The organism is Clostridium sp. HCP1S3_C6, assembly GCF_052066735.1.
Classification (GTDB): domain Bacteria; phylum Bacillota; class Clostridia; order Clostridiales; family Clostridiaceae; genus Clostridium.
On record NZ_JBQHRN010000006.1, the window covers coordinates 16,528 to 37,146 of the forward strand.

Consider the following 20,619-nt stretch of genomic DNA (forward strand, 5'->3'; position numbering starts at 1 on the left):
ACATTTCTTAAGAAGCTTTTTTAGCTTGTAAATATTGATTTTTTGATATTTGATTTAGAACTGCATTTATAATGCTATTACACATAAAATATGCATAATCTAAATCGTTAAAATATGAAACTACTGTTTCATATTTTGCCTTATGGTATATAATGAATTTTCTTACATCTTTAACTTGTAGATTTTCTTCATAATAGAAAGTTGGTTTAAAATCTTTTGCAACTTTTGCTAATCTTTTCTCATATAGTACATGCTTTTTCATGGCTTTTTTAAATTCCCATCTTTGATTATGTGGTACACAAAAGAAATCACATAAAAAATGACATACAACTCCTAGTTCTTCACTAAATTTACTTTTACCATAATCATAGTATAAATCACTAATAGTAATGTTAGATAAAAAATTTATCTTTTTAATAACCATATCTATACTTTCTTCATAATAATGCTTTTTTAATTTATATTTAGAAACACAATCTGGCTTAATGTTACCCCACAAAAACCTATTTCTATTAATTAAATATATTTTTTTACCATTTGCCTTGTCTAAAATGCTATTTGCCAACATCAGATGAGTATTTATTAACATTGTTTTTAACACCTTCTTATATTTTTAAGCATAAGTAAATGCAAATAACTATATAAAACACAAAAACTTTACTCAATAATTCCTAACCCATTACATTTGTTTATCGTTATATAAATTATACTACTACTTATTTTTCATTTCAATGAAAGTTAATTATTTAACGATTTCAATAAAATCTATAAATACTTATTAAATGTACTTAGTATAATCTTTTATATTTGATATTTTCTTCAAAACATGCTTAATATCTTGATCTTTATCTTTATCCATTACAAGTATTACATCTCCTGCATCTACCACGACTATGTCCTTAAGACCTATGCCTATTATTAAATTATTTTTCCCAAAGACAGAACAATTTTTACATTCTTCCAAATATACATTATTTGAAAATTTATTTTCATGGTTTTGCATTAGAAATCTTGAAAATGCATGAAAGCTTCCAATGTCATCCCATTTAAAATCACACTTAATTACATATGCCTTACGTGTTTTTTGCATAATTCCAAAATCAATTGATATACCTTCTATTTTTTCATATTCACTTTTTATTATATCTTTTTCATGTTCTGTATCTAAATTTATATAAATATTAGATAAAGATTTATAAATTTTAGGAATGTACTTTTCTATTTCTCGAAGTATTACATCAGCTCTAAATACGAACATTCCTGAGTTCCATAAATAATTTCCTTTCTCTAGAAAAGTTTTTGCAACTTCTCCGTTAGGCTTTTCAGTAAATCTAGCTACCTTATATGAATCTTCATGATTTATTATTCTATCACCAATTTCAATATAACCATATCCAGTTTCTGCCCTTGTTGGTTTTATTCCAAGGGTTACTATGCCCCTTCTTCTATTAGCAATATAGCTAGCTTCTTTAAGAACTTTTAAATATTTATCCTCATCTTCAATATAATGATCTGATGGAAGTGCAATAATTACTGCATCTTTATCTTTTTTTAAAAGCTTTATTGCCGAAAGACCTATACATGTAGCAGTCTCCTTATTTTGAGGTTCTGTAAATATGTTTGAATCATCAATAAAATCAAGTTCTTTTCTTATTTGATCTTTATAAAAATCATTTGTAACAACATATATATTTTCATCCTTAATAAATGGTCTTATTCTATCAACAGTATTAACAAGAAAACTATTATTATTTTCAGATTTTAAAAATTGTTTTGGTTTATTAAGTCTTGATAAAGGATACAATCTGCTTCCTTTACCCCCTGCAAGTATAAGTGCATATATCATATTTTTATCTCCACACAAAAGCTATTACATTAATATATGAAAAATATCTTTTTATGGTGCCTTTTGTATTATAGTAAATAAAAAAAGTCCTATTTTGAATTCATCAAAATTAAGACTTTTTTATGAATGTTATTTTAATTAAAATAAAAGGTATTATATCATCAATATTACTAAATACTTTAATAAATATTTTTTTATCTGGCTCATAATCCCAAAGTTTGTTACATTTATCTGATATTATATTAACTTTACTATTAATCATATCTTTGTTTTCCTGCCATAACTCATCTAATTCATTATATATATCATTAATTTCTTTAAACAAGTTTGCATCCTTAAGATCATCTTCAATAAATTTTTCTAAAATCATATAAAAATCAACTATTGGAATTAATAATCCATCAGCATCATCCTTATGCCATGTAACAGTAGCTGTTGGTACAAAAACATTTTGAATAAATCCTAAGGCAGTATAAATATTAGGATAAACAACCCAACCATGTTCAAAGATATTTTTATCTTTATTCATCATTCCAGAATAAATTATTACTGAATCTTTTGTTATCTTTTCGCCACTAAAATTTCCAACCCACAAATTTTCATTATTTATTATCTTGCTTTCCCAATAAGAATACTGACTGTAACTCTTTTTGCATTGATAATTCAAACTTTTTTGCACCTCCATAATAAATTACTTAACTTATAGTTGTTTTGAATAGAATTCTACTACAAGAACTTCATTTATTAGTATAGGAACTTCTTCTCTTTGTGGATACCTTACTAATTTACCACTAAAATCTTCAACATTCTTTTCTAAATAAGGCAACTGAATTACACTATTTTCAAAATTATCCTTAAACATTTCATTTTGTCTTGATTTTTCTTTTAGTGAAACAACATCACCTAAATTTACATTATAAGAAGGTATATCTATCTTTTGTCCATTAACTAAAATATGTCCATGAACTACCATTTGTCTTGCTTGTGCTACTGATGTAGCAAATCCTAATCTATATACAATGTTATCTAGTCTACATTCTAATAATCTAATTAAAGTATTACCTGTTGATTCCTTATCCTTTGCAGCCTTTTTATAATAATTTCTAAATTGTTTTTCCATTACTCCATAGTAAGCCTTTAATCTTTGCTTCTCTAAAAGTTGTTTTCCATAATATGATAGTTTTTTAGAATCTCTTGCAGTATCACTTCCAGCTCTATTCATTGCCTTTGGATGACCTACAACATTTAATCCTAATCTTCTGCACCTTTTAAATCTAGGTCCCATCATTTTTGCCATATTTTCATCTCCTATTATAATTTTTTTGCCGCGATAAATTTACACCATTACAAATATATCACAGGTTTTCTTAATTGTAAATGAATATTTTTATCAATTGATATATTTTATCAGCTGATGTGATAAAAAAAATAAGCTGCTTTAAAACAGCCTATCTTTTCTAATTTAATAATATTCTTATAGCTTCATTTATCTCTTCGTCTGTAACTTCAATCTTTTGTCCATTAATTTCAGTAGAATAACCATTTTCTGTTTTCTTGACTTTATTTAATTCTGAGGTATCATACCACTTATTATTTATATTAAACATTACATTACCATTTTCTAACTTTACCTTATCCTTGTTTTCATTAACAAGCTTTACTATTTCAGTATACTGTTCTGTTCCTTCCTTCAATTTGTCAATACTACCTCCATTTGAAAAGTAAAAGAAACCTCCAATTACTGCAAGTACTATAACAGCTGATATTAAGAACTTTACTATACCTTTTATAAATTTAAATACAACTACTAATAGGCATATACCTACTATAAAAGTTAAAATTTCTGACATATAAATTACCATCCTTTATATTTATAATTTTATTTTACCATTAATAAACAATTACTTCTACTTATATGTTTATTTTTTTGTGCAATATATTATCCTATTATTAGATTAAAAATAGTAAGCTTATTTCTTATGAATAAAATCAAAGAAATTTTTATAAATTCTTTTAATTATATTTTTCTACGTATCCTAACAATTTATTTTTATTATTCATAGTAAAATCTTTATGTAAGATATTAGGCTGCAGCTATATATGGCAAAAACTTAATATTATATCTTCCTTTCTTTACAATGTATGCATCTAATGGTTTAAATACTATAATAAAAAAATTACATGATAATAAGAGGCTGCTATAAAAACAGTCTCTTTATTTTTTTATATATTCATCATAAATAGCCCATGCAAAACCAACTATACATGTAACTACTCCAAGTACCATTACAAAAGTCAAAATAATCCCCCCATAAAATATGTTTACCAAAAATTTATCATAAGAAAAATTGCTAAACAATAAAATATGTAAAACCTTAACAAAATCTTAGCAGTAATTCTATTCTTTATAATCAAAATTAGTTATATAATATACTATGGAAAATAATAGGAGTATGATACTTATGAAAAAATTTAAATTTATTAATCTAGACAAAGATATATTAATTACTTTTTTAATGTTACTTATAGCTACATTATTATCTTTTTTAGCTACTAAAATATCACCTCAAAGTAATATAATAATAGCACTTATATATATACTATTTATTGTTTTAATAGCACGTTTTTCCTCTGGATATATTTTAGGAATAATGGCCTCACTAATATCAGTAATATGCGTAAATTACTTATTTACATATCCATATTTTAAATTGAATTTTACAATTACAGGATACCCTGTAACATTTATTTTAATGCTCACAATATCTCTTATAACAAGTGCTACTACTACTAACATGAAAAAACAAGCAGAAGCCTTAAAAGAACGTGAAAGACTTCTTATGGAAGCTGATAAAGAAAAAATGAGAGCAATGCTTCTTAGAGCAATTTCTCATGACTTAAGGACGCCCCTTACAAGTATAATTGGTTCTAGTAATTCATTTCTTGAATGTTTTGATGCCCTTACTGATAAGGATAAATTAGAACTTGTCACACATATTCACGAAGATTCTAGTTGGCTTTTACATATGGTAGAAAATATTCTATCAATAACAAAAATACAAGATGACAGCACAAGACTTATTAAAACTCCAGAACCCATTGAAGAAGTTATTTCAGCAGGAGTCTTACGAGTAAAAAAAAGGTTCCCAAATTGCAATATAAATGTAAAATTAATGGATGATTTCATTATGATACCTATGGATGCTATCTTAATTGAACAAGTTGTAATAAATCTTCTTGAAAATGCAATAGAACATTCAAATAGTTCTAAACCAATTGATATTTTTACTACAGAAAATAAAAATGAAATTGAAGTTCATGTAAAAGATTATGGTACTGGAATTTCAAGTGACTTTATAGAATACATATTTAATAAGAATTCAAATAATAAATACTATTCATCTGATAGGTATAAAGGCATGGGGCTTGGTCTTTCTATATGCCAAACTATAATTGCAGCACACAAGGGAACAATAAATGCCAAAAATCATAATGATGGTGCTGAATTTTATTTTACTTTACCAAAGGAGGAAAATTTAAATGGCAGACAATAAATACAGCATCTTAATAATTGAAGATGAAAAAAACATTGCTTCTTTTATTTCTAAAGCATTATCTATATATAAATATAAAGTGGTCAATGCTTATTCTGGAAAAGAAGGTTTATCCTTAATATCTTCTTTATGTCCAGATGTAATACTATTAGATTTAGGACTTCCAGATATAGATGGAATTGAAATAATTAAAGAAGTAAGAACGTGGTCAAACATTCCCATAATAGTCTTATCTGCAAGAATCAATGAAAAAGATAAAGTTGAAGCATTGAACTTAGGTGCAGATGATTACATTACAAAACCCTTTGGAACATTAGAATTAGTGGCACGAATTAAAACTTCCATAAGACATAATTCTCAAATAATTTCAAACAGCATCCGCTATACTAATTATAATTCTTCAGGTCTTAATATAGATTTTAATTTAAGAAAAGTTACTGTAAATAACACAGAAATTCACTTAACTCCTATTGAATATAAAATTGTATCCTACCTTGCCAAAAACTCAGGAATGGTATTAACATATTCAAATATTATACAAAATGTATGGGGGCCTAATATGGGGGATGATAATAAAATTTTAAGAGTTAATATGGCTCACATTAGAAGAAAAATTGAACCTAATCCAGCAGAACCTCAATATATATTCACAGAAATTAGTGTAGGATATAGAATGCTAGAAAACAACCTATAAAATAATAAACATTATTCACAAGAAAACAAATTGCCAACTTATTATAAACAGTTTTTTGTGGATAATTTTTCATTTTGGAATTATTTATACACATTGCAAACAGCCTATATTACGACATTATAATCTAATTACATTTATTTACATATAGTTTTCCACAAATTTATTCATTTATCAACATATATACCAACATATATATTAACAGTTTTGTAACATGTTATCCACAATAGAGTGTGGATAATGTGGACAATATCTATTTTTTCCCATTTATTCCTTCAATATATTTGATAATTAGTAACTCATATGATAATATGATAAAATGTATTATTAATACAAGGAGGTTTTATTTTATGAACAAAAAATTTTACAATATACTAATAATTGTACTTTCTGCTGTACTCATAATAGTATTAGCATTAGGACTCATAAAAGGCAAAGAAGAAACTTCCGACACTACTAATTCTATAGAAGAAAGTACTTCTATAGCCACCACTTCCCCTGAAGAAGAAAATGTTTCTAGCAATGATGCATCTTCTACAACAAATAGATTTGAAGGACTAAATATGATTAATGATAATAGAGGAGTTCCTGTACTTTATTATCACTCAATTGAAGATTCAGAAGCTAATGAAGTAATTTTATCTAAAGAAAATTTAAAAAAGCAACTAACATATATAAAGGATTCAGGCTATACTACCCTTACAATGTCAGAATTAAATGACTATATTATTAATAATAAAGAAATTCCAGAAAAAAGTATTGTTATAACCTTTGATGATGGATATATTGACAATTATGTTAATGCTTTTCCTATTCTTAAAGAGCTTAACATGAAAGCAACTATATTTATAATTACTAGCGGAACTGATGATGGATACTATATGTCAAAAGATCAGCTTAAGGAATTATCTGATTATGGCATAGATATAGAAAGTCATACTAAAAACCATAGTCACCTAGATACATTATCTTATGAAGAACAGCTTAAAGAACTTAAAGAATCAAAAAGTACATTAGAAAGTATAACAGGAAAAGAGGTTATTTCCGTCGCTTACCCTTTTGGAGATTATAATGAAGATTCCATAAAGGCAGCAAAAGAAGCTGGATATTCTTTAGCATTTACTACAAATAAAGGTTATGCTAAAAGAGATACAAATCCATTAAGCTTAAATAGAATTTATGTAAGTTCTACTAATACCTTTGAAGACTTTAAAGAAAGATTAAAATAAAAATAGCAATATGGCTCCATGATTAAAAATAAATCATGGAGCCATATTGCTATTTAGTACTAGTAGCCGTATCATTTTCTTCTCTTTGTCTTAAAACATTATCTAATAATTTATGCTGATTTCCAGCATTATTCATTAATACATTTAACTTTTTATCAGCCACATAATTTGCAGTTTCTTGAAGCTTACCATACTCTAAAGCTTTTCCATTTACTGTTATCAAAATACCTGAAGCTGAAATAAGTTTACTATCATTATAATATTCAATACAAGTTTTTAATGCTTCATCAATAGCACTATCCATTGGATCTGTATTTCTAATTAATTCTTTACCTAAATCATCATTTGAATATACATATACTACTTTATCAAATTTATTAACTTCATATTTTACTTGTATGCTAGAACTTACTATTACTGTAGTAACAGGAGTAGTATATTGCTTATATATTGCAAAAACAACAAATAATACAAACATGAAAGCAATAGAAATTTTTAATCCTACATTTTTAGGAACTTTTTTAGGTATACCGTAAACCTCTTCTCCTATTTTTTCTTCTTGCTCTTTTCTGTTTATTTTAATAAAACTACCATCACTAGTAAGAATAATATTGCTTTTTTTGCTTATTTTAAGAACAATTCCTACTGTTCTTGGTTTTTCTATTAATGTTAATCCATTATATTGATTTGCATGTTTTAATTTGTCTTCATTATATTCAACTTTTAAATAATCTTGTATATTTTTATAATTAGGATTAGCTAATATTATTATGTATGTAATTATGTATTCTTGCCATGTTTCAATAAAACTAGAATCAATATGTGTCTTACTACTAATTAATCTAATTGGAAGAATCCGTTTTCTTTCAAATTTCGAAAAAATTTCTTGTTCTTCAACTACATAATAAGCAATATTTAAAAGAAGATTTTTTTGATCTTCATTCGGAATATGTGATACCAAATCTTTTAATAACACTTTATATAAAAATATTTCTTTTACTAATAAAGAAATTTGACTACTTCTAATTTTTAAAGAATCATCATCATTCTTAACATTTGATGGAGATTTAGAGAATACATATTTATTTTTTTTAAATTGTACCATAATGTCACCTCGCTTTTAAATCTCTATCATTATAACATTATATCATATAGATACTATTTATACTTATAATAATTTATGTTAAACTTAAACAAAAAAGGAGGAGTTTAAAAATGAGAATTGGTCTTGGCTATGATGTTCATAAACTTGTTAAAGATAGGAAATTAATAATAGGTGGTGTAGAAATTCCTTACGAATTAGGTCTTTTAGGTCACTCAGATGCTGATGTTCTTTTACATGCTATTATGGATTCTATACTTGGAGCATGTGCACTAGGAGATATAGGCAAACACTTTCCTGATACAGATGAAAAATATAAAGACATTTCAAGTATAAAATTATTAGAATATGTAGGAGAACTTATAAAAAAACACAATTATAAAATAGGAAATATAGATTCTATAATAATAGCTCAAAAGCCAAAAATGGCACCATATATAGAACAAATGAAAAAAAATATTGCCTTAGCATTAAATATAGATATTAGCAAGGTAAATGTAAAAGCTACAACTGAAGAAGGTTTGGGCTTTACTGGCAAATCTGAAGGTATATCTTCTCAAAGTATATGCCTAATAGAAGATTAATTTATAAAAAGAGTGCAAGATAATTAAATTTAATCATCTTGCACTCTCTTTACACATTATAGTATTTCCGATAAATTTTTTCTAATAATTTTTCTGAATTTTTCACCGAATGCTTCATCCTTGTTTGCTTTTTCACAAATTTTTTTCCATTCATCAATATCAACGCCTATTTTTCTCTTGAAATTTTCAACTGATGTAGTAACCAAAGTAGCATTTACAACAAATTCTCCTACTTCTTTTGGAGTTTTAAAAATCTTTATATATAAGAATTCTGTATTATCACCAAACCATGTTTTGTTAAATTCCCTTGCAAATTTAATTAATTCACCAACTATCCTATCCTTTGGTAAATCCCACATTTTATTTAGCTTATTATAATAAGTATTCATGCTATTTGCTGTTTCTTTTGATATTCTGCCCTTCTTATATCCATCACTAATTATTTTATCAACAGGTAAAGATGGAATTTTTGTAACAACGCTATTTTTACCATAAATCCATTTATAAAATGCTTCCTGTAAAAATGAATGTTGAAGGTATCCAAGCAACACTTTAGCATCTGGAAAATAAGCGTAAATATTATCTATCCCATTCTTCTTACTGAAAATTAGTGTATGAATATAAAGTGATTTTTCCTTAGGTGGAGTTTCCATGAACATATGACCTCTTATTGTCTTATTTTCATTAATAGCTGTCTCCCAAAACTTAAAAGAATTGTAATTTTGTTTCACTTATATCACCACACTTTCTTATACTTCATAATATATTATATAGTTATATAAAACCCTTTTCAAGGTAATTTACGATTTGTTAACAAAGTAAAATAAAGATAAAAAGCTTAATATAATAACACTTTAATAGCTATAAAATAATTCTTAGGAAATAAAGTTAAATTGAAAAACATCATAATATAATATATAATAAAAGTGTTATTAAAAAGGAGGAGTAGTTATTGTTTTTTTGTGAAATTTGCAATAAAAAGGCTGACATTCATCATATAGTTCATAAATACCAAGGTGGTTTTGATATTGAAGTAAATTATAAATATCTTTGTGAAAAACATCACCGTGGCAAATATGGACCTCATAAGTGTTTAGAAACAGACTTAAAATACAAAATTGAAATGCAAAAAAAATTATATACTATTCTAACTAAGGATTTTTATAAAGCAAAAGAACTTACCACACTATTAAATACCTCCTCTAATATGATAAAACGCATAACTAAAGACTTAAAAATGTATAAAGAAGGCTACAGTAAAAACGACATTATTAAAAGAATAATGGGTGGTACTTTTTATACTGATGAAATGCTAGAAAACATTAAATTTCAAAAACTATTAGACAATATATATTAATAGTTTAAATATCTATAAAAGCAATTTCCCACCTAAATAATTATATGAAAAAATCAAAATAATTATTCACTAATTTTAAAATAATCATAGTTATAAGAAATTTATTTTTCTAACTATTCTTGACATATTTCACATTAATAATTATAATTAATTCTATTAAATATATTAATACGTTGATGAGGACAGTAGATTAAATGTTCATTTTCAGAGAGAGGATACATAAGCTGCAAGTATTCTTAAATGTCTTTAATTGAAAACCACCTCTGAGTGACTTTAATACAGTCCGTTTTATCACGTTACGATAGCAAAGTGATTTCCATAACAAAATTATAATATTATTGTTATTTTATTTTTATGGGAATAATTAGAGTGGAACCACGGAAATTTTTCTTCGTCTCTATTTTTTAGAGATGAAGTTTTTTTTATGATTTTTTTATAAAGAAAGGGGATTTAAATTATGAAAATTACATTAAAAGATGGATCAGTAAAAGAATTTAATGAAGCTATGTCTGTATATGATATAGCAAAATCTATTAGTGAAGGACTTGCTAGAAATGCATTATGCGGGACAGTAAATGGCAAGGTTGTAGATTTAAGATATGTTGTATCTAATGACTGCGAAGTTAATATTTGCACATTTGATTCTCAAGAAGGTAAAGATGCTTTACGTCATACTGCATCACATGTATTAGCCTTAGCTGTAAAAAGATTATTTAAAGATGTAAAACTTGCAATAGGACCATCTATAGCAACTGGTTTCTATTACGATTTCGATAAAGAAGGTTCATTTTCTACAGATGATTTACAAAAAATCGAAGATGAAATGAAAAAAATAATAAAAGAAAATCCTCCTATAGAAAGATTTGAACTTCCAAGAAATGAAGCATTAGAATTAATGAAAGATGAACCATATAAAGTGGAACTAATAAATGACTTACCAGAAGGCGAAACTATTTCATTCTATAAATTAGGTGAATTTACAGATCTTTGTGCAGGTCCTCACATTATGTCATTAAAACCAATGAAAGCTGTAAAACTCTTAAGAAGTTCAGGTTCTTATTGGAAAGGTAATGAAAAGAACAAAATGCTTTCAAGAATCTATGGAACTGCATTTTTAAAGAAATCAGATCTTGATGCTTATTTAGAAGCTTTAGAAGAAGCTAAAAAAAGAGATCATAATAAATTAGGAAGAGAACTTAAATTATTTACAACAGATGAAAATGTTGGTCAAGGACTTCCACTTCTTATGCCTAAGGGAGCCAAACTTTTCCAAATTCTTTCAAGATGGGTTGAAGATGTGGAAGAAGAAAGAGGTTATGTTTTAACAAAAACTCCTTATATGGCAAAGAGTGATTTATACAAAATATCAGGTCACTGGGATCACTATAAAGATGATATGTTTGTTTTAGGAGATGAAGAAAAAGATTCAGAAGTTATGGCTCTTAGACCTATGACTTGCCCATTCCAATATAGCATATACAACTCTGAACAACACAGTTATAAGGATCTTCCTATAAGATATGGTGAAACTTCTACATTATTTAGAAAAGAAGCTTCAGGAGAAATGCATGGTCTTATAAGAGTCAGACAATTCACTTTAGCTGATGGACATTTAATTGTTATGCCAGAACAACTTGAAGATGAATTTAGAGCTGTTGTAGATTTAATTCAATACTTTATGAAAACTTTTGGCATAGAAAATGACATTACTTACAGATTTTCAAAATGGGATCCAAATAACAAAGAAAAATATATAGATGATCCTGAAGCTTGGAATAAAACTCAAGGAATCATGAAAACAATCCTTGATCACATGAAATTAAAATATACAGAAGCTGATGATGAAGCTGCATTCTATGGTCCAAAACTTGATATTCAATTTAAAAATGTTCATGGAAAAGAAGATACTTTATTTACTGTTCAAATAGACTTTGCTGCAGCAGAAAGATTTAACATGACTTACATTGATGAAAATGGTCAAAAGAAACATCCATATGTTATTCACAGATCATCTATAGGATGTTATGAAAGAACAATTGCTATGCTTATAGAAAAATATGCAGGAGCATTCCCTACTTGGATGTCACCAGTTCAAGTAAAACTTCTTCCAATTTCAGATAAGTATAACGAATATGCAAATAAAGTTTCTGCTTCACTTAAAAACCTTGGAATAAGAGTTGAAACTGACTATAGAGCTGAAAAAATAGGATATAAAATTAGAGAAGCAAGACTTGAAAGAAGTCCTTATATATTAATTGTTGGAGATAAAGAAGCTGCATCAAACACTGTATCTGTTAGAAGCAGAAAAGGTGATGTAGGTAGCATGAGCCTTGATGATTTTGAAAGTAAAATATTAAAAGAAATTGCTTCAAAATCTATTGAACAACTTATGTAAATTAACTAACAAAAAAGTTTAGCACCAAAATTAGTGCTAAACTTTTTTATTATTTACTGTATTTAATCTACAATTATACTATCTTATCTAATCCTTGTTTTAAATCTTCTAATATGTCATCTATATGTTCAAGACCAACAGATAATCTTATCATTCCTGGATTAATACCAGCTGCAACAAGTTGTTCATCAGTAAGTTGTCTATGAGTTGAACTTGCAGGATGAAGGACACATGTACGAATATCCGCAACGTGAACAACATTTGAAGCAAGTTTTAAGCTATCCATAAATTTAACTGCATTAGCTCTTCCACCTTTTATTGTAAATGAAATAACACCACTGCATCCCTTTGGTAAATATTTTTTTGCTAAATCATTATATTTATTACCTGGAAGTGTTGGATAATTTACTTCTTCAATTTTATCTGATGAAGCTAAAAATTCAGCAACCTTTTGAGCACTTTCACAGTATTTTTCCATTCTTACAGCTAATGTTTCAAGTCCTATATTTAATATAAAAGCATTAATAGCATTTGGACACATTCCTAAATCTCTCATAAGCTGTACTCTTGCTTTAACAATATATGCAGATTTTCCAAATTGTTTTGTATAAACAACACCATGATATGATTCATCTGGTTCTGTAAGTCCCTTAAATTTTCCGTTATTCCAATCAAAATTTCCACTATCTACTACTACTCCACCAATTTGAAGTGCATGTCCATCCATATATTTAGTAGTTGAATGTGTTACTATATCAGCACCAAATTCTATAGGTCTACAAAGAATTGGAGTTGCAAAAGTATTATCAACTATAAGAGGCACATTATTCTTATGTGCAATTTTTGCAAATTTTTCTATATCAAATATTGCAATTGCAGGGTTTGCTATAGTTTCACCAAATACAGCTTTTGTATTTGGTTTAAATGCCTTTTGAATTTCTTCTTCTGATGCATCTGCATCAACAAAAGTACATTCTATTCCAAACTTTTTTAATGTTACAGCAAAAAGATTTATTGTACCACCATAAATTGTTGCTGTACTTATTATATGATCTCCTGCTTCTGCTATATTTAAAATACTAAGAGTTGAAGCAGCTTGTCCTGATGATGTACAAAGAGCTCCTACACCACCTTCTAATGCTGCAATCTTATTTTCTACTGCTGCAACAGTTGGGTTTCCTAATCTTGAATAAAAGAAGCCATCTTCACTTAAATCAAATAACTTTCCTATTTCATCTGTTGAATCATATGTAAAAGTAGTACTTTGATAAATAGGTAATGCTCTTGGTTCTCCATTTCCAGGATTGTATCCTTCATGTAAACATTGTGTTTCTATTTTCATTTAAACTTCCCCCGTACAATTTATATATTTTCTACTATACTTTTTTATTTTGGTATAATTTTTTCATCACTTAAATATTATACTAAAATATTTGTAAAATTTACATACTTATTTACACTTTATAATTCTTTTTTCTGTAATTATATAATCTGCTTTTATGTCATGAGGTTCACTTATAATATTATTTTGTATTTGAAATTCATAACATAAAGCTATTTTAGGTACACTACTTTTTAATGTTTTTAAATATCTATCATAGTACCCCCCACCATATCCAATTCTATCACCCGATTCTGAAAAGGCCACCCCAGGAAGAATGACCAAATTAATTTCACTCTTATTAAAAGCATTAATAGACCTTTTAGGTTCTAAAATCCCATACTTATCTTTTTCTAAATCACATAAATTTTGAATTTGCACTGCATCCATTTTTTTAGATTCTATTTCTGTTCTAGGAATAAGTATATTTTTATCCATTTTTAAAAATTCTTCTATGTAATTAGATGTATTAATTTCACTGCCAAATCCAACATATATAAAAATATTTTTACAACTTAAAAATATTTTATTCTCACATAAAATATTTTTTATATCCTCATCATATTTTTCTTTTATTCTTTTATCTAAGTTGTCTCTTTTTCTTATAATTAATTTTCTTATTTCTTTTTTAGAAAAGTCCTTATTTCCCATTATTTCTCCTTAATTTAACTAAATGTTAATTAACTTTTTATATTTTTTATGCTACTAAAATTATTTTAATAATCTACGATAATATATTATAGCTAATTTATAATAATAATTAAATATATGGAGGATTAAATTTATGGAAAATAACAAAACAGACTTAGACTTAGAGGAATTATTAAAAATAATTGATACTGATTTCTTACAAAAAGTTTTAGATACTTTTTCTAAAACTACAGGAATGGCTACCATTGCAGTTAGTTACTCTTCTGAAAATCTAACAAAACCTAGCAACTTTACAGATTTCTGCAATAAATATACAAGAGGCACATCATTAGGTAAAAAACGTTGCGAAGAATGTGACTTAAAAGGTGGAGAAACATCTCAAAAAACAGGCAAACCATCAGTCTACTACTGTCATGCAGGATTAATGGATTTTGGAGCTCCTATTGTAATAAATGACAAATTAATAGGATCAGTTTTAGGTGGCCAAATACTTCCACATAAGCCAGAAAATATTGATAAATTTAGAGAAATTGCACGGGAGATTGGTGTAAATGAAAATGAGTATATAAATGCATTAAACAAAGTAAAAATTTTGCCTGAAGATCAAATAAGAGCTGCTGCTGAATTACTTTTCATAATAGTAAATGAATTAGCAAATAGTTGGACTAAACAATATAAAATAGCAAAGCATTCAAAAAAAATAAAATCAATTATAGAAAATGTTACAAATAACCTACAGATAATCATAAAAGAAACAAAAGAAAACTTAACTTTATTTTCTAATAATCAAAATGATTTAACTTCTGAAATCGAAAATATAAACACATTACTTAAAGATACAAAAAATGTTCTTCAATCTGTAGAAGACATTGCAGACCAAACTAGAATGCTTGGTTTAAATGCTTCTATTGAAGCTGCAAAAGCTGGTTCATTTGGTTCTGGTTTTTCAGTAGTGGCTTCTGAAATACGAAAGCTTTCAAATATTTCAAAAGAAACAGTAAAAACAATAAAGGGATTTACTGACAATATTCAATCATCTGTTTCTAAAACAACAACATTAAGTACAGATAGTAAAAAAATATTATCTTCTGAAACTGATGAAATAAATAATATTTACTCAGGAATAAAGAATATGGATGATGCATTAAATGATTTATATAACACAATTAATGAATAAGCTAGCTTAAATATAAGCTAGCTTGCTTTTTGTTCTAAATTATCACAATAACTTTGTTTATTAAAAGCTCTTAATGGATGCTTACTTAATAATAATTGTAATGCCTTATTCTCATTTTTAACAAATACTAATGCAACACATAATGGTATAAGACATATAAGTGCTCCTTTAACAGAAAAAAACTTACTAGATAAATATGAAATTACAACTCCTGTATGAAAACATAAAAGAACTCCTAAATAAAATTTAAATTTTTTAAGTTTTTCCCTATCTCCTTCTAATATATATTCTGTTAAAGATGTTGTAGTTTGTCTTAAATTATTAGTAGAAAATATTGTAGCACTTACAAATCCATTTGCACTTTTAAAAGAATTCCATTGTACAGCTGTTACAAAAAATATTGGATATAATGCAATAACAGGATCCATGTCTATAGGTAATAATGAAACCATAAAAATAGCAATCATATCACATACTATACTAAAAATATGCATATTTACTTTTGTATATTTAGGTAAAACTACTGTTACAACAAAACCAAACATATAAATAAGTATTGCTATAAATCTTGCCAATTTTTCATCAGAATTTCTTCCTAATATATTCATAACCATATATATCATATTAGACGTCTGTGATGAACCAAAGGTCTCAAGTCTATTAAAAAGTGCATAGGCACCAAAAAATCCACCTACTAAAGACATTGTATAATGAATTCTTACTTCAAGCTGTTCTTCACTTAATTTCATTTCTTATCCCTCCATTTACAATAACAAAATTATACCATATTGATCTTTTATATAAAAATACATATAATGTATGTACTACAATACTTTTTAGGTATGGTGATAATTATGGATATAAAAATTTTAAAGTACTTTTTAGCAGTAGCTAATGAAGGTACTATTACTAAAGCTTCAAAAAAATTACATATAGCACAACCTCCTCTTAGCAGACAAATTCATCAATTAGAAGATGAACTAGGAGTAAACCTATTTATACGTGGAAAAAGACATATTCAATTAACAAGCGAAGGCTTGTTTTTAAAACAAAGAGCTGAAGAAATAATAAGTCTTGTTCAAAAGACAGAAAATGAATTAAATAAAATGAAAACAAGTACTCATGGCACTATTTCTATTGGAGTTACAGAAACATGTGGTTCAAGTATATTATCTAAGCTTATAAAAGAATTTTCTTCTAAATATACTTATATAAAATATAATGTATGGTGTGGCAATGGGGATGAAATAAATGAAAAATTAGATAGAGGACTAATCGATTTAGGTATAGTTCGAGAACCTTTTAATACAAGTAATTATGAAAGTTTCTATTTAAAATCTGAATCATGGATTGTTCTTTTAAGTAAAGATAATCCCTTAGCTAGCAATACTTCAGATACATTAAACATTTCTGAAATTGCTAAAGAGCCACTTATTATACCTTCACGACTTCCACTTCAAAAAGAAATGAGTACTTGGTTTAATGAAATATCAAATCCAAAAAATGTTTTTTGTTACTATAATACACTTTCATGTATTATTCCCCTTATAGAAAAAAATGTTGGCATAGCTATATGTCCTGAATCAATAAAATATACTTATAATCAAAAGACCTTAACATATAAAAAAATAATTCCAGAACATAAGTCAAAGCTTTTAGTCATAAGAAAAAAAAATCAAGTTATGCCTGCAGCTACAACATGTTTTTGGAATTTTATACAAAATTACTCAAAAAGCTCTAAATTGTAATATGTATTTTTCTACTTAATCAAATAAATTAACTTTAAAAAATTAAGTGTTTATTTAAAAGTGCTTAAATAACTTAAGTGCTTTTCTTTTTTTATAATATATTTTATTTTTGTAAGCCTTTATTATTGTAAATAAATTTAAAGTGGCATATAATTTAAAACATCAATTAATAATAAATATGTGAAATAAAGGCTATGACAAGGAGAGTAATCTTAAACAGAAGTTTTAGCGAGTCAGGATATGGTGTAAGCCTGATAATGGAGTTTTTGACGAAGAACACCTTCGAGCTGTCTACCCAAAGTATATTGTTTTATATGAGTAGGCTAGAACGTATCCAATAACGTAACTATTGGCGGGTATCGAGTGCTCTTTAGAAGTATTTTCCGTACCATGTAACTAGAAGTTTTTTTCGTTAACTTGAGTTATAGGTAGCCCGCTATTTTTAGCGGGCTTTTTATTTTGCATTAATTAAGGGGGTTTTACACAATGTGTGGTTTTGTTGTATTAAACACAGATGAAATTTCAGAAGAAAGCTTTCAATTAGCTTTAAAAAAGGTTTATCACAGAGGTCCAGATAATAATAGTGGCACTTTAGAAAATGGCATATCATGGGGATTTAATCGTCTTGCCATAATGGATTTATCTCCTAAAGGTAATCAGCCTTTCCGTCTTAATGATTGCGAACTTGTATGTAATGGTGAAATATACAATTATCCAAAGTTAAAAAAAATGCTTATAGAATATGGATATAAATTTAATTCTTCAAGTGATTGCGAAGTTTTAATACCTCTTTACGAAAAGTTTGGATTAGAAACTTTATGTAAATTTTTAGATGCAGAATTTGCTATGGTATTATATGATAAAAAAGCTGGTTCTATAATGGCTGCAAGAGACCCTATGGGAATAAGACCAATGTTCTATGGATATGATAAAAAAACAAGAAAAATATCATTTGCTAGTGAAGCAAAGGCTTTATTTGATTATTGTGATGATATTATGCCATTTCCTCCAGGACATTTCTATAAAGATGGAAAATTCACATGCTATAATGACTTATCAAGTCCAAAAACAATTATAGATGATTCTATAGATGAAATTTGCACAAATATAAGAGAAAAACTTGTAACTGCAATAGAAAAGAGACTTCAATCAGATGCTCCAATAGGATATCTTTTAAGTGGTGGATTAGATTCTTCCCTAGTATGTGCTGTTGGTCAAAGAATAACTGATAAACCAATAAAAACTTTTGCCATTGGTATGGAAACAGATCCTATTGACTTAAAATATGCAAAACAAGTAGCAGATTTCTTAGGTACTGATCATACAGAAGTTATAATGACAAAAGATGATGTATTAAACTCATTAAGAGAAGTTATTTATCATTTAGAAACTTGGGATATAACTACTATTCGTGCTAGTATTGGTATGTACATATTATGCAAATATATTCATGAAAATACAGATCTTAAAGTTATTTTAACTGGCGAAGTTAGTGATGAATTATTTGGATATAAATATACTGACTTTGCTCCAAATGCAGAAGAATTCCAAAAGGAATCTGAAAAAAGGATTAAAGAACTATATATGTATGATGTTTTAAGAGCTGACAGATGTATTTCTGCTCATGCTTTAGAAGGCAGAGTACCATTTGCAGATATAGATTTTGTTAATTACGTTATGAGTATTAATCCAGCAAAGAAAATGAATACTTATAATAAAGGTAAATATTTATTAAGAAAGGCTTTTGATGGATTTGATTATTTACCTGAATCTATTCTTTATAGAGAAAAAGCTGCTTTTAGTGATGCTGTTGGTCACTCAATGGTTGATTATCTAAAAGCTTATGCAGAAGAAAAATATACTGATGAAGATGTAAAAAATGCAAAAGAAAAATATACTTATGGAACTCCATTTACTAAAGAGTCTCTTCTTTATAGAGATATCTTTGAAGAATTCTATCCAGGCCAAGCTCATTGGATAAAAGATTTCTGGATGCCAAATAAAACTTGGGAAGGCTGTAATGTTAACGACCCAAGTGCAAGAGTTCTTTCTAACTATGGAGATAGCGGTAAATAAAAAATAGGCTTTAAGCCTATTTTTTATTTATTATGTATACTTCTTAATTGATCACCTTGCAAATTTTCTGTAGTTTTTTCTATTACTAAAGCTTTAGTACTTTCTATATTTACATTGTAATTTTGTATAAGATTAGAATTTGACATTACACTAAATTCTTCTGAAATATTCTTTTTCATCTTATCCGAATCACCTATAGCTTTAATTACAATAGCATCAGAAGCTGTTATTTTACCAGCTGAACCAATTAAAATATCAGATGCAGAAGAGCTTATTCCTGTTTGCATTGTTATTCTCATATCATTAACAGATATGGCTTCTGCTCCACCAAACCATAAGGCATCTAATATCTTTATAATATCACTGGTGTCGATATTTTTACTTGTATCCTTGCCTGTAGAGCCAAACATAGTATTTTTAGCCTTTATTGTTATGGTTACCCCATCTCCTGTAACATCTATTATTCCTAAATTAACTCTTTCATTATAAAGCTGATCCTTAATATCCTGACCTTCTGCATTAGCCTCTGCAGCTTCAGCCTCTAATTCACTTACATTTTCTTTAAGTTCAGCATTAGCTTCTGTTAAATTATTTTTCTTTTCTTTTAATACTTCTATATCACTTTCAATGTCTGAACTATTATACATACTTCTACTTTTGGATGCATTTGACATTCTTATTTGAAATACAATTAAAAAGCCTAATAAAGCACAGACACTTCCCACAAAAATCTTAGACAAATTGTTTTTCATATTATTACTCCATTTATAAAATATCTATAGTTCTAATTCTATCATAAAGTTTTAACTCATAATAGAATTTATTTTG

The 20,619-nt window shown here is 27.0% G+C and carries 20 protein-coding genes and 1 other annotated feature; of the genes, 9 read left to right on the plus strand and 11 right to left on the minus strand.

Going from position 1 to position 20,619, the window contains the following annotated elements; all coding sequences use genetic code 11:
- Window positions 1–7 precede the first annotated feature (7 nt).
- From ACTNAO_RS03425 to ACTNAO_RS03445, 5 genes are all read right to left on the minus strand, one after another.
- Window positions 8–589 (minus strand): zinc dependent phospholipase C family protein, encoded by a 582-nt coding sequence (locus ACTNAO_RS03425; protein WP_441026196.1) that lies wholly within the window; start codon window positions 587–589, stop codon window positions 8–10.
- A 189-nt stretch (window positions 590–778) separates the two neighbouring features.
- Complete coding sequence (locus ACTNAO_RS03430; protein WP_441026197.1) at window positions 779–1,846, minus strand: mannose-1-phosphate guanylyltransferase; 1,068 nt, start codon at window positions 1,844–1,846, stop codon at window positions 779–781.
- Window positions 1,847–1,955: 109 nt separating this feature from the next.
- Window positions 1,956–2,513, minus strand: coding sequence for a hypothetical protein (locus tag ACTNAO_RS03435; RefSeq protein WP_441026199.1), 558 nt, complete (start codon window positions 2,511–2,513; stop codon window positions 1,956–1,958).
- 33 nt (window positions 2,514–2,546) lie between these two features.
- Complete coding sequence (gene rpsD / locus ACTNAO_RS03440) at window positions 2,547–3,143, minus strand: 30S ribosomal protein S4 (protein ID WP_441026201.1); 597 nt, start codon at window positions 3,141–3,143, stop codon at window positions 2,547–2,549.
- Between the two features lie 160 nt (window positions 3,144–3,303).
- Entirely contained in the window at window positions 3,304–3,696 is a 393-nt protein-coding gene (locus ACTNAO_RS03445; RefSeq protein ID WP_441026203.1) for a hypothetical protein, read from the minus strand.
- A gap of 612 nt (window positions 3,697–4,308) precedes the next feature.
- Between ACTNAO_RS03445 and ACTNAO_RS03450 the strand changes: the two genes are divergently transcribed.
- From ACTNAO_RS03450 to ACTNAO_RS03460, 3 genes are all read left to right on the plus strand, one after another.
- Window positions 4,309–5,400 carry a sensor histidine kinase gene (locus ACTNAO_RS03450; RefSeq protein ID WP_441026205.1) on the plus strand — a complete coding sequence of 364 codons (1,092 nt, stop codon included), beginning with the start codon at window positions 4,309–4,311 and terminating at the stop codon, window positions 5,398–5,400.
- Window positions 5,387–6,094, plus strand: coding sequence for a response regulator (locus tag ACTNAO_RS03455; RefSeq protein ID WP_441026206.1), 708 nt, complete (start codon window positions 5,387–5,389; stop codon window positions 6,092–6,094). The genes ACTNAO_RS03450 and ACTNAO_RS03455 overlap by 14 nt, the downstream gene beginning before the upstream one ends.
- Window positions 6,095–6,441: 347 nt before the next feature.
- Complete coding sequence (locus ACTNAO_RS03460) at window positions 6,442–7,320, plus strand: polysaccharide deacetylase family protein (RefSeq protein WP_441026208.1); 879 nt, start codon at window positions 6,442–6,444, stop codon at window positions 7,318–7,320.
- Window positions 7,321–7,369: 49 nt separating this feature from the next.
- On the opposite strand, the gene ACTNAO_RS03465 is transcribed toward ACTNAO_RS03460, so the two are convergent.
- Complete coding sequence (locus ACTNAO_RS03465; RefSeq protein ID WP_441026210.1) at window positions 7,370–8,425, minus strand: anti-sigma factor domain-containing protein; 1,056 nt, start codon at window positions 8,423–8,425, stop codon at window positions 7,370–7,372.
- A gap of 110 nt (window positions 8,426–8,535) precedes the next feature.
- On the opposite strand from ACTNAO_RS03465, the gene ispF reads away from it, so the two are divergent.
- The gene (ispF, locus tag ACTNAO_RS03470; protein ID WP_441026211.1) at window positions 8,536–9,006 is read left to right on the plus strand and encodes a 2-C-methyl-D-erythritol 2,4-cyclodiphosphate synthase; all 471 of its coding nucleotides are present in this window, start codon (window positions 8,536–8,538) and stop codon (window positions 9,004–9,006) included.
- 56 nt (window positions 9,007–9,062) lie between these two features.
- Here ispF and ACTNAO_RS03475 read toward each other — a convergent pair whose 3' ends face one another.
- A complete protein-coding gene (locus ACTNAO_RS03475; RefSeq protein WP_441026213.1) occupies window positions 9,063–9,737 on the minus strand; it encodes a hypothetical protein in 675 nt (224 codons plus the stop codon).
- A 221-nt stretch (window positions 9,738–9,958) separates the two neighbouring features.
- Here ACTNAO_RS03475 and ACTNAO_RS03480 point away from each other — a divergent pair, with 221 nt between their 5' ends.
- Window positions 9,959–10,363 (plus strand): HNH endonuclease signature motif containing protein, encoded by a 405-nt coding sequence (locus tag ACTNAO_RS03480; protein WP_441026215.1) that lies wholly within the window; start codon window positions 9,959–9,961, stop codon window positions 10,361–10,363.
- A gap of 164 nt (window positions 10,364–10,527) precedes the next feature.
- Window positions 10,528–10,765: a binding site (T-box leader), on the plus strand.
- A gap of 52 nt (window positions 10,766–10,817) precedes the next feature.
- A complete protein-coding gene (thrS, locus tag ACTNAO_RS03485) occupies window positions 10,818–12,758 on the plus strand; it encodes a threonine--tRNA ligase (RefSeq protein ID WP_441026306.1) in 1,941 nt (646 codons plus the stop codon).
- Window positions 12,759–12,831: 73 nt separating this feature from the next.
- On the opposite strand, the gene ACTNAO_RS03490 is transcribed toward thrS, so the two are convergent.
- Together ACTNAO_RS03490 and ACTNAO_RS03495 are read right to left on the minus strand one after the other, a co-directional pair.
- Window positions 12,832–14,100 (minus strand): O-acetylhomoserine aminocarboxypropyltransferase/cysteine synthase family protein, encoded by a 1,269-nt coding sequence (locus ACTNAO_RS03490; RefSeq protein ID WP_441026217.1) that lies wholly within the window; start codon window positions 14,098–14,100, stop codon window positions 12,832–12,834.
- Between the two features lie 108 nt (window positions 14,101–14,208).
- Window positions 14,209–14,790 carry a 5-formyltetrahydrofolate cyclo-ligase gene (locus ACTNAO_RS03495; RefSeq protein WP_441026219.1) on the minus strand — a complete coding sequence of 194 codons (582 nt, stop codon included), beginning with the start codon at window positions 14,788–14,790 and terminating at the stop codon, window positions 14,209–14,211.
- A gap of 133 nt (window positions 14,791–14,923) precedes the next feature.
- Between ACTNAO_RS03495 and ACTNAO_RS03500 the strand changes: the two genes are divergently transcribed.
- Window positions 14,924–15,967, plus strand: a complete 1,044-nt coding sequence (locus tag ACTNAO_RS03500) for a PocR ligand-binding domain-containing protein (protein ID WP_441026221.1) — start codon at window positions 14,924–14,926, stop codon at window positions 15,965–15,967.
- Between the two features lie 17 nt (window positions 15,968–15,984).
- Here the strand turns inward: ACTNAO_RS03500 and ACTNAO_RS03505 are convergent, their stop codons facing one another.
- Window positions 15,985–16,716 carry a YoaK family protein gene (locus tag ACTNAO_RS03505; RefSeq protein WP_441026223.1) on the minus strand — a complete coding sequence of 244 codons (732 nt, stop codon included), beginning with the start codon at window positions 16,714–16,716 and terminating at the stop codon, window positions 15,985–15,987.
- Between the two features lie 105 nt (window positions 16,717–16,821).
- On the opposite strand from ACTNAO_RS03505, the gene ACTNAO_RS03510 reads away from it, so the two are divergent.
- Window positions 16,822–17,715, plus strand: coding sequence for a LysR family transcriptional regulator (locus ACTNAO_RS03510; protein WP_441026225.1), 894 nt, complete (start codon window positions 16,822–16,824; stop codon window positions 17,713–17,715).
- Window positions 17,716–18,201: 486 nt separating this feature from the next.
- Window positions 18,202–19,791 carry an asparagine synthase B gene (gene asnB / locus ACTNAO_RS03515; protein WP_441026227.1) on the plus strand — a complete coding sequence of 530 codons (1,590 nt, stop codon included), beginning with the start codon at window positions 18,202–18,204 and terminating at the stop codon, window positions 19,789–19,791.
- 23 nt (window positions 19,792–19,814) lie between these two features.
- Here asnB and ACTNAO_RS03520 read toward each other — a convergent pair whose 3' ends face one another.
- Window positions 19,815–20,543, minus strand: a complete 729-nt coding sequence (locus ACTNAO_RS03520) for a DUF881 domain-containing protein (RefSeq protein ID WP_441026229.1) — start codon at window positions 20,541–20,543, stop codon at window positions 19,815–19,817.
- Window positions 20,544–20,619: the final 76 nt, after the last annotated feature.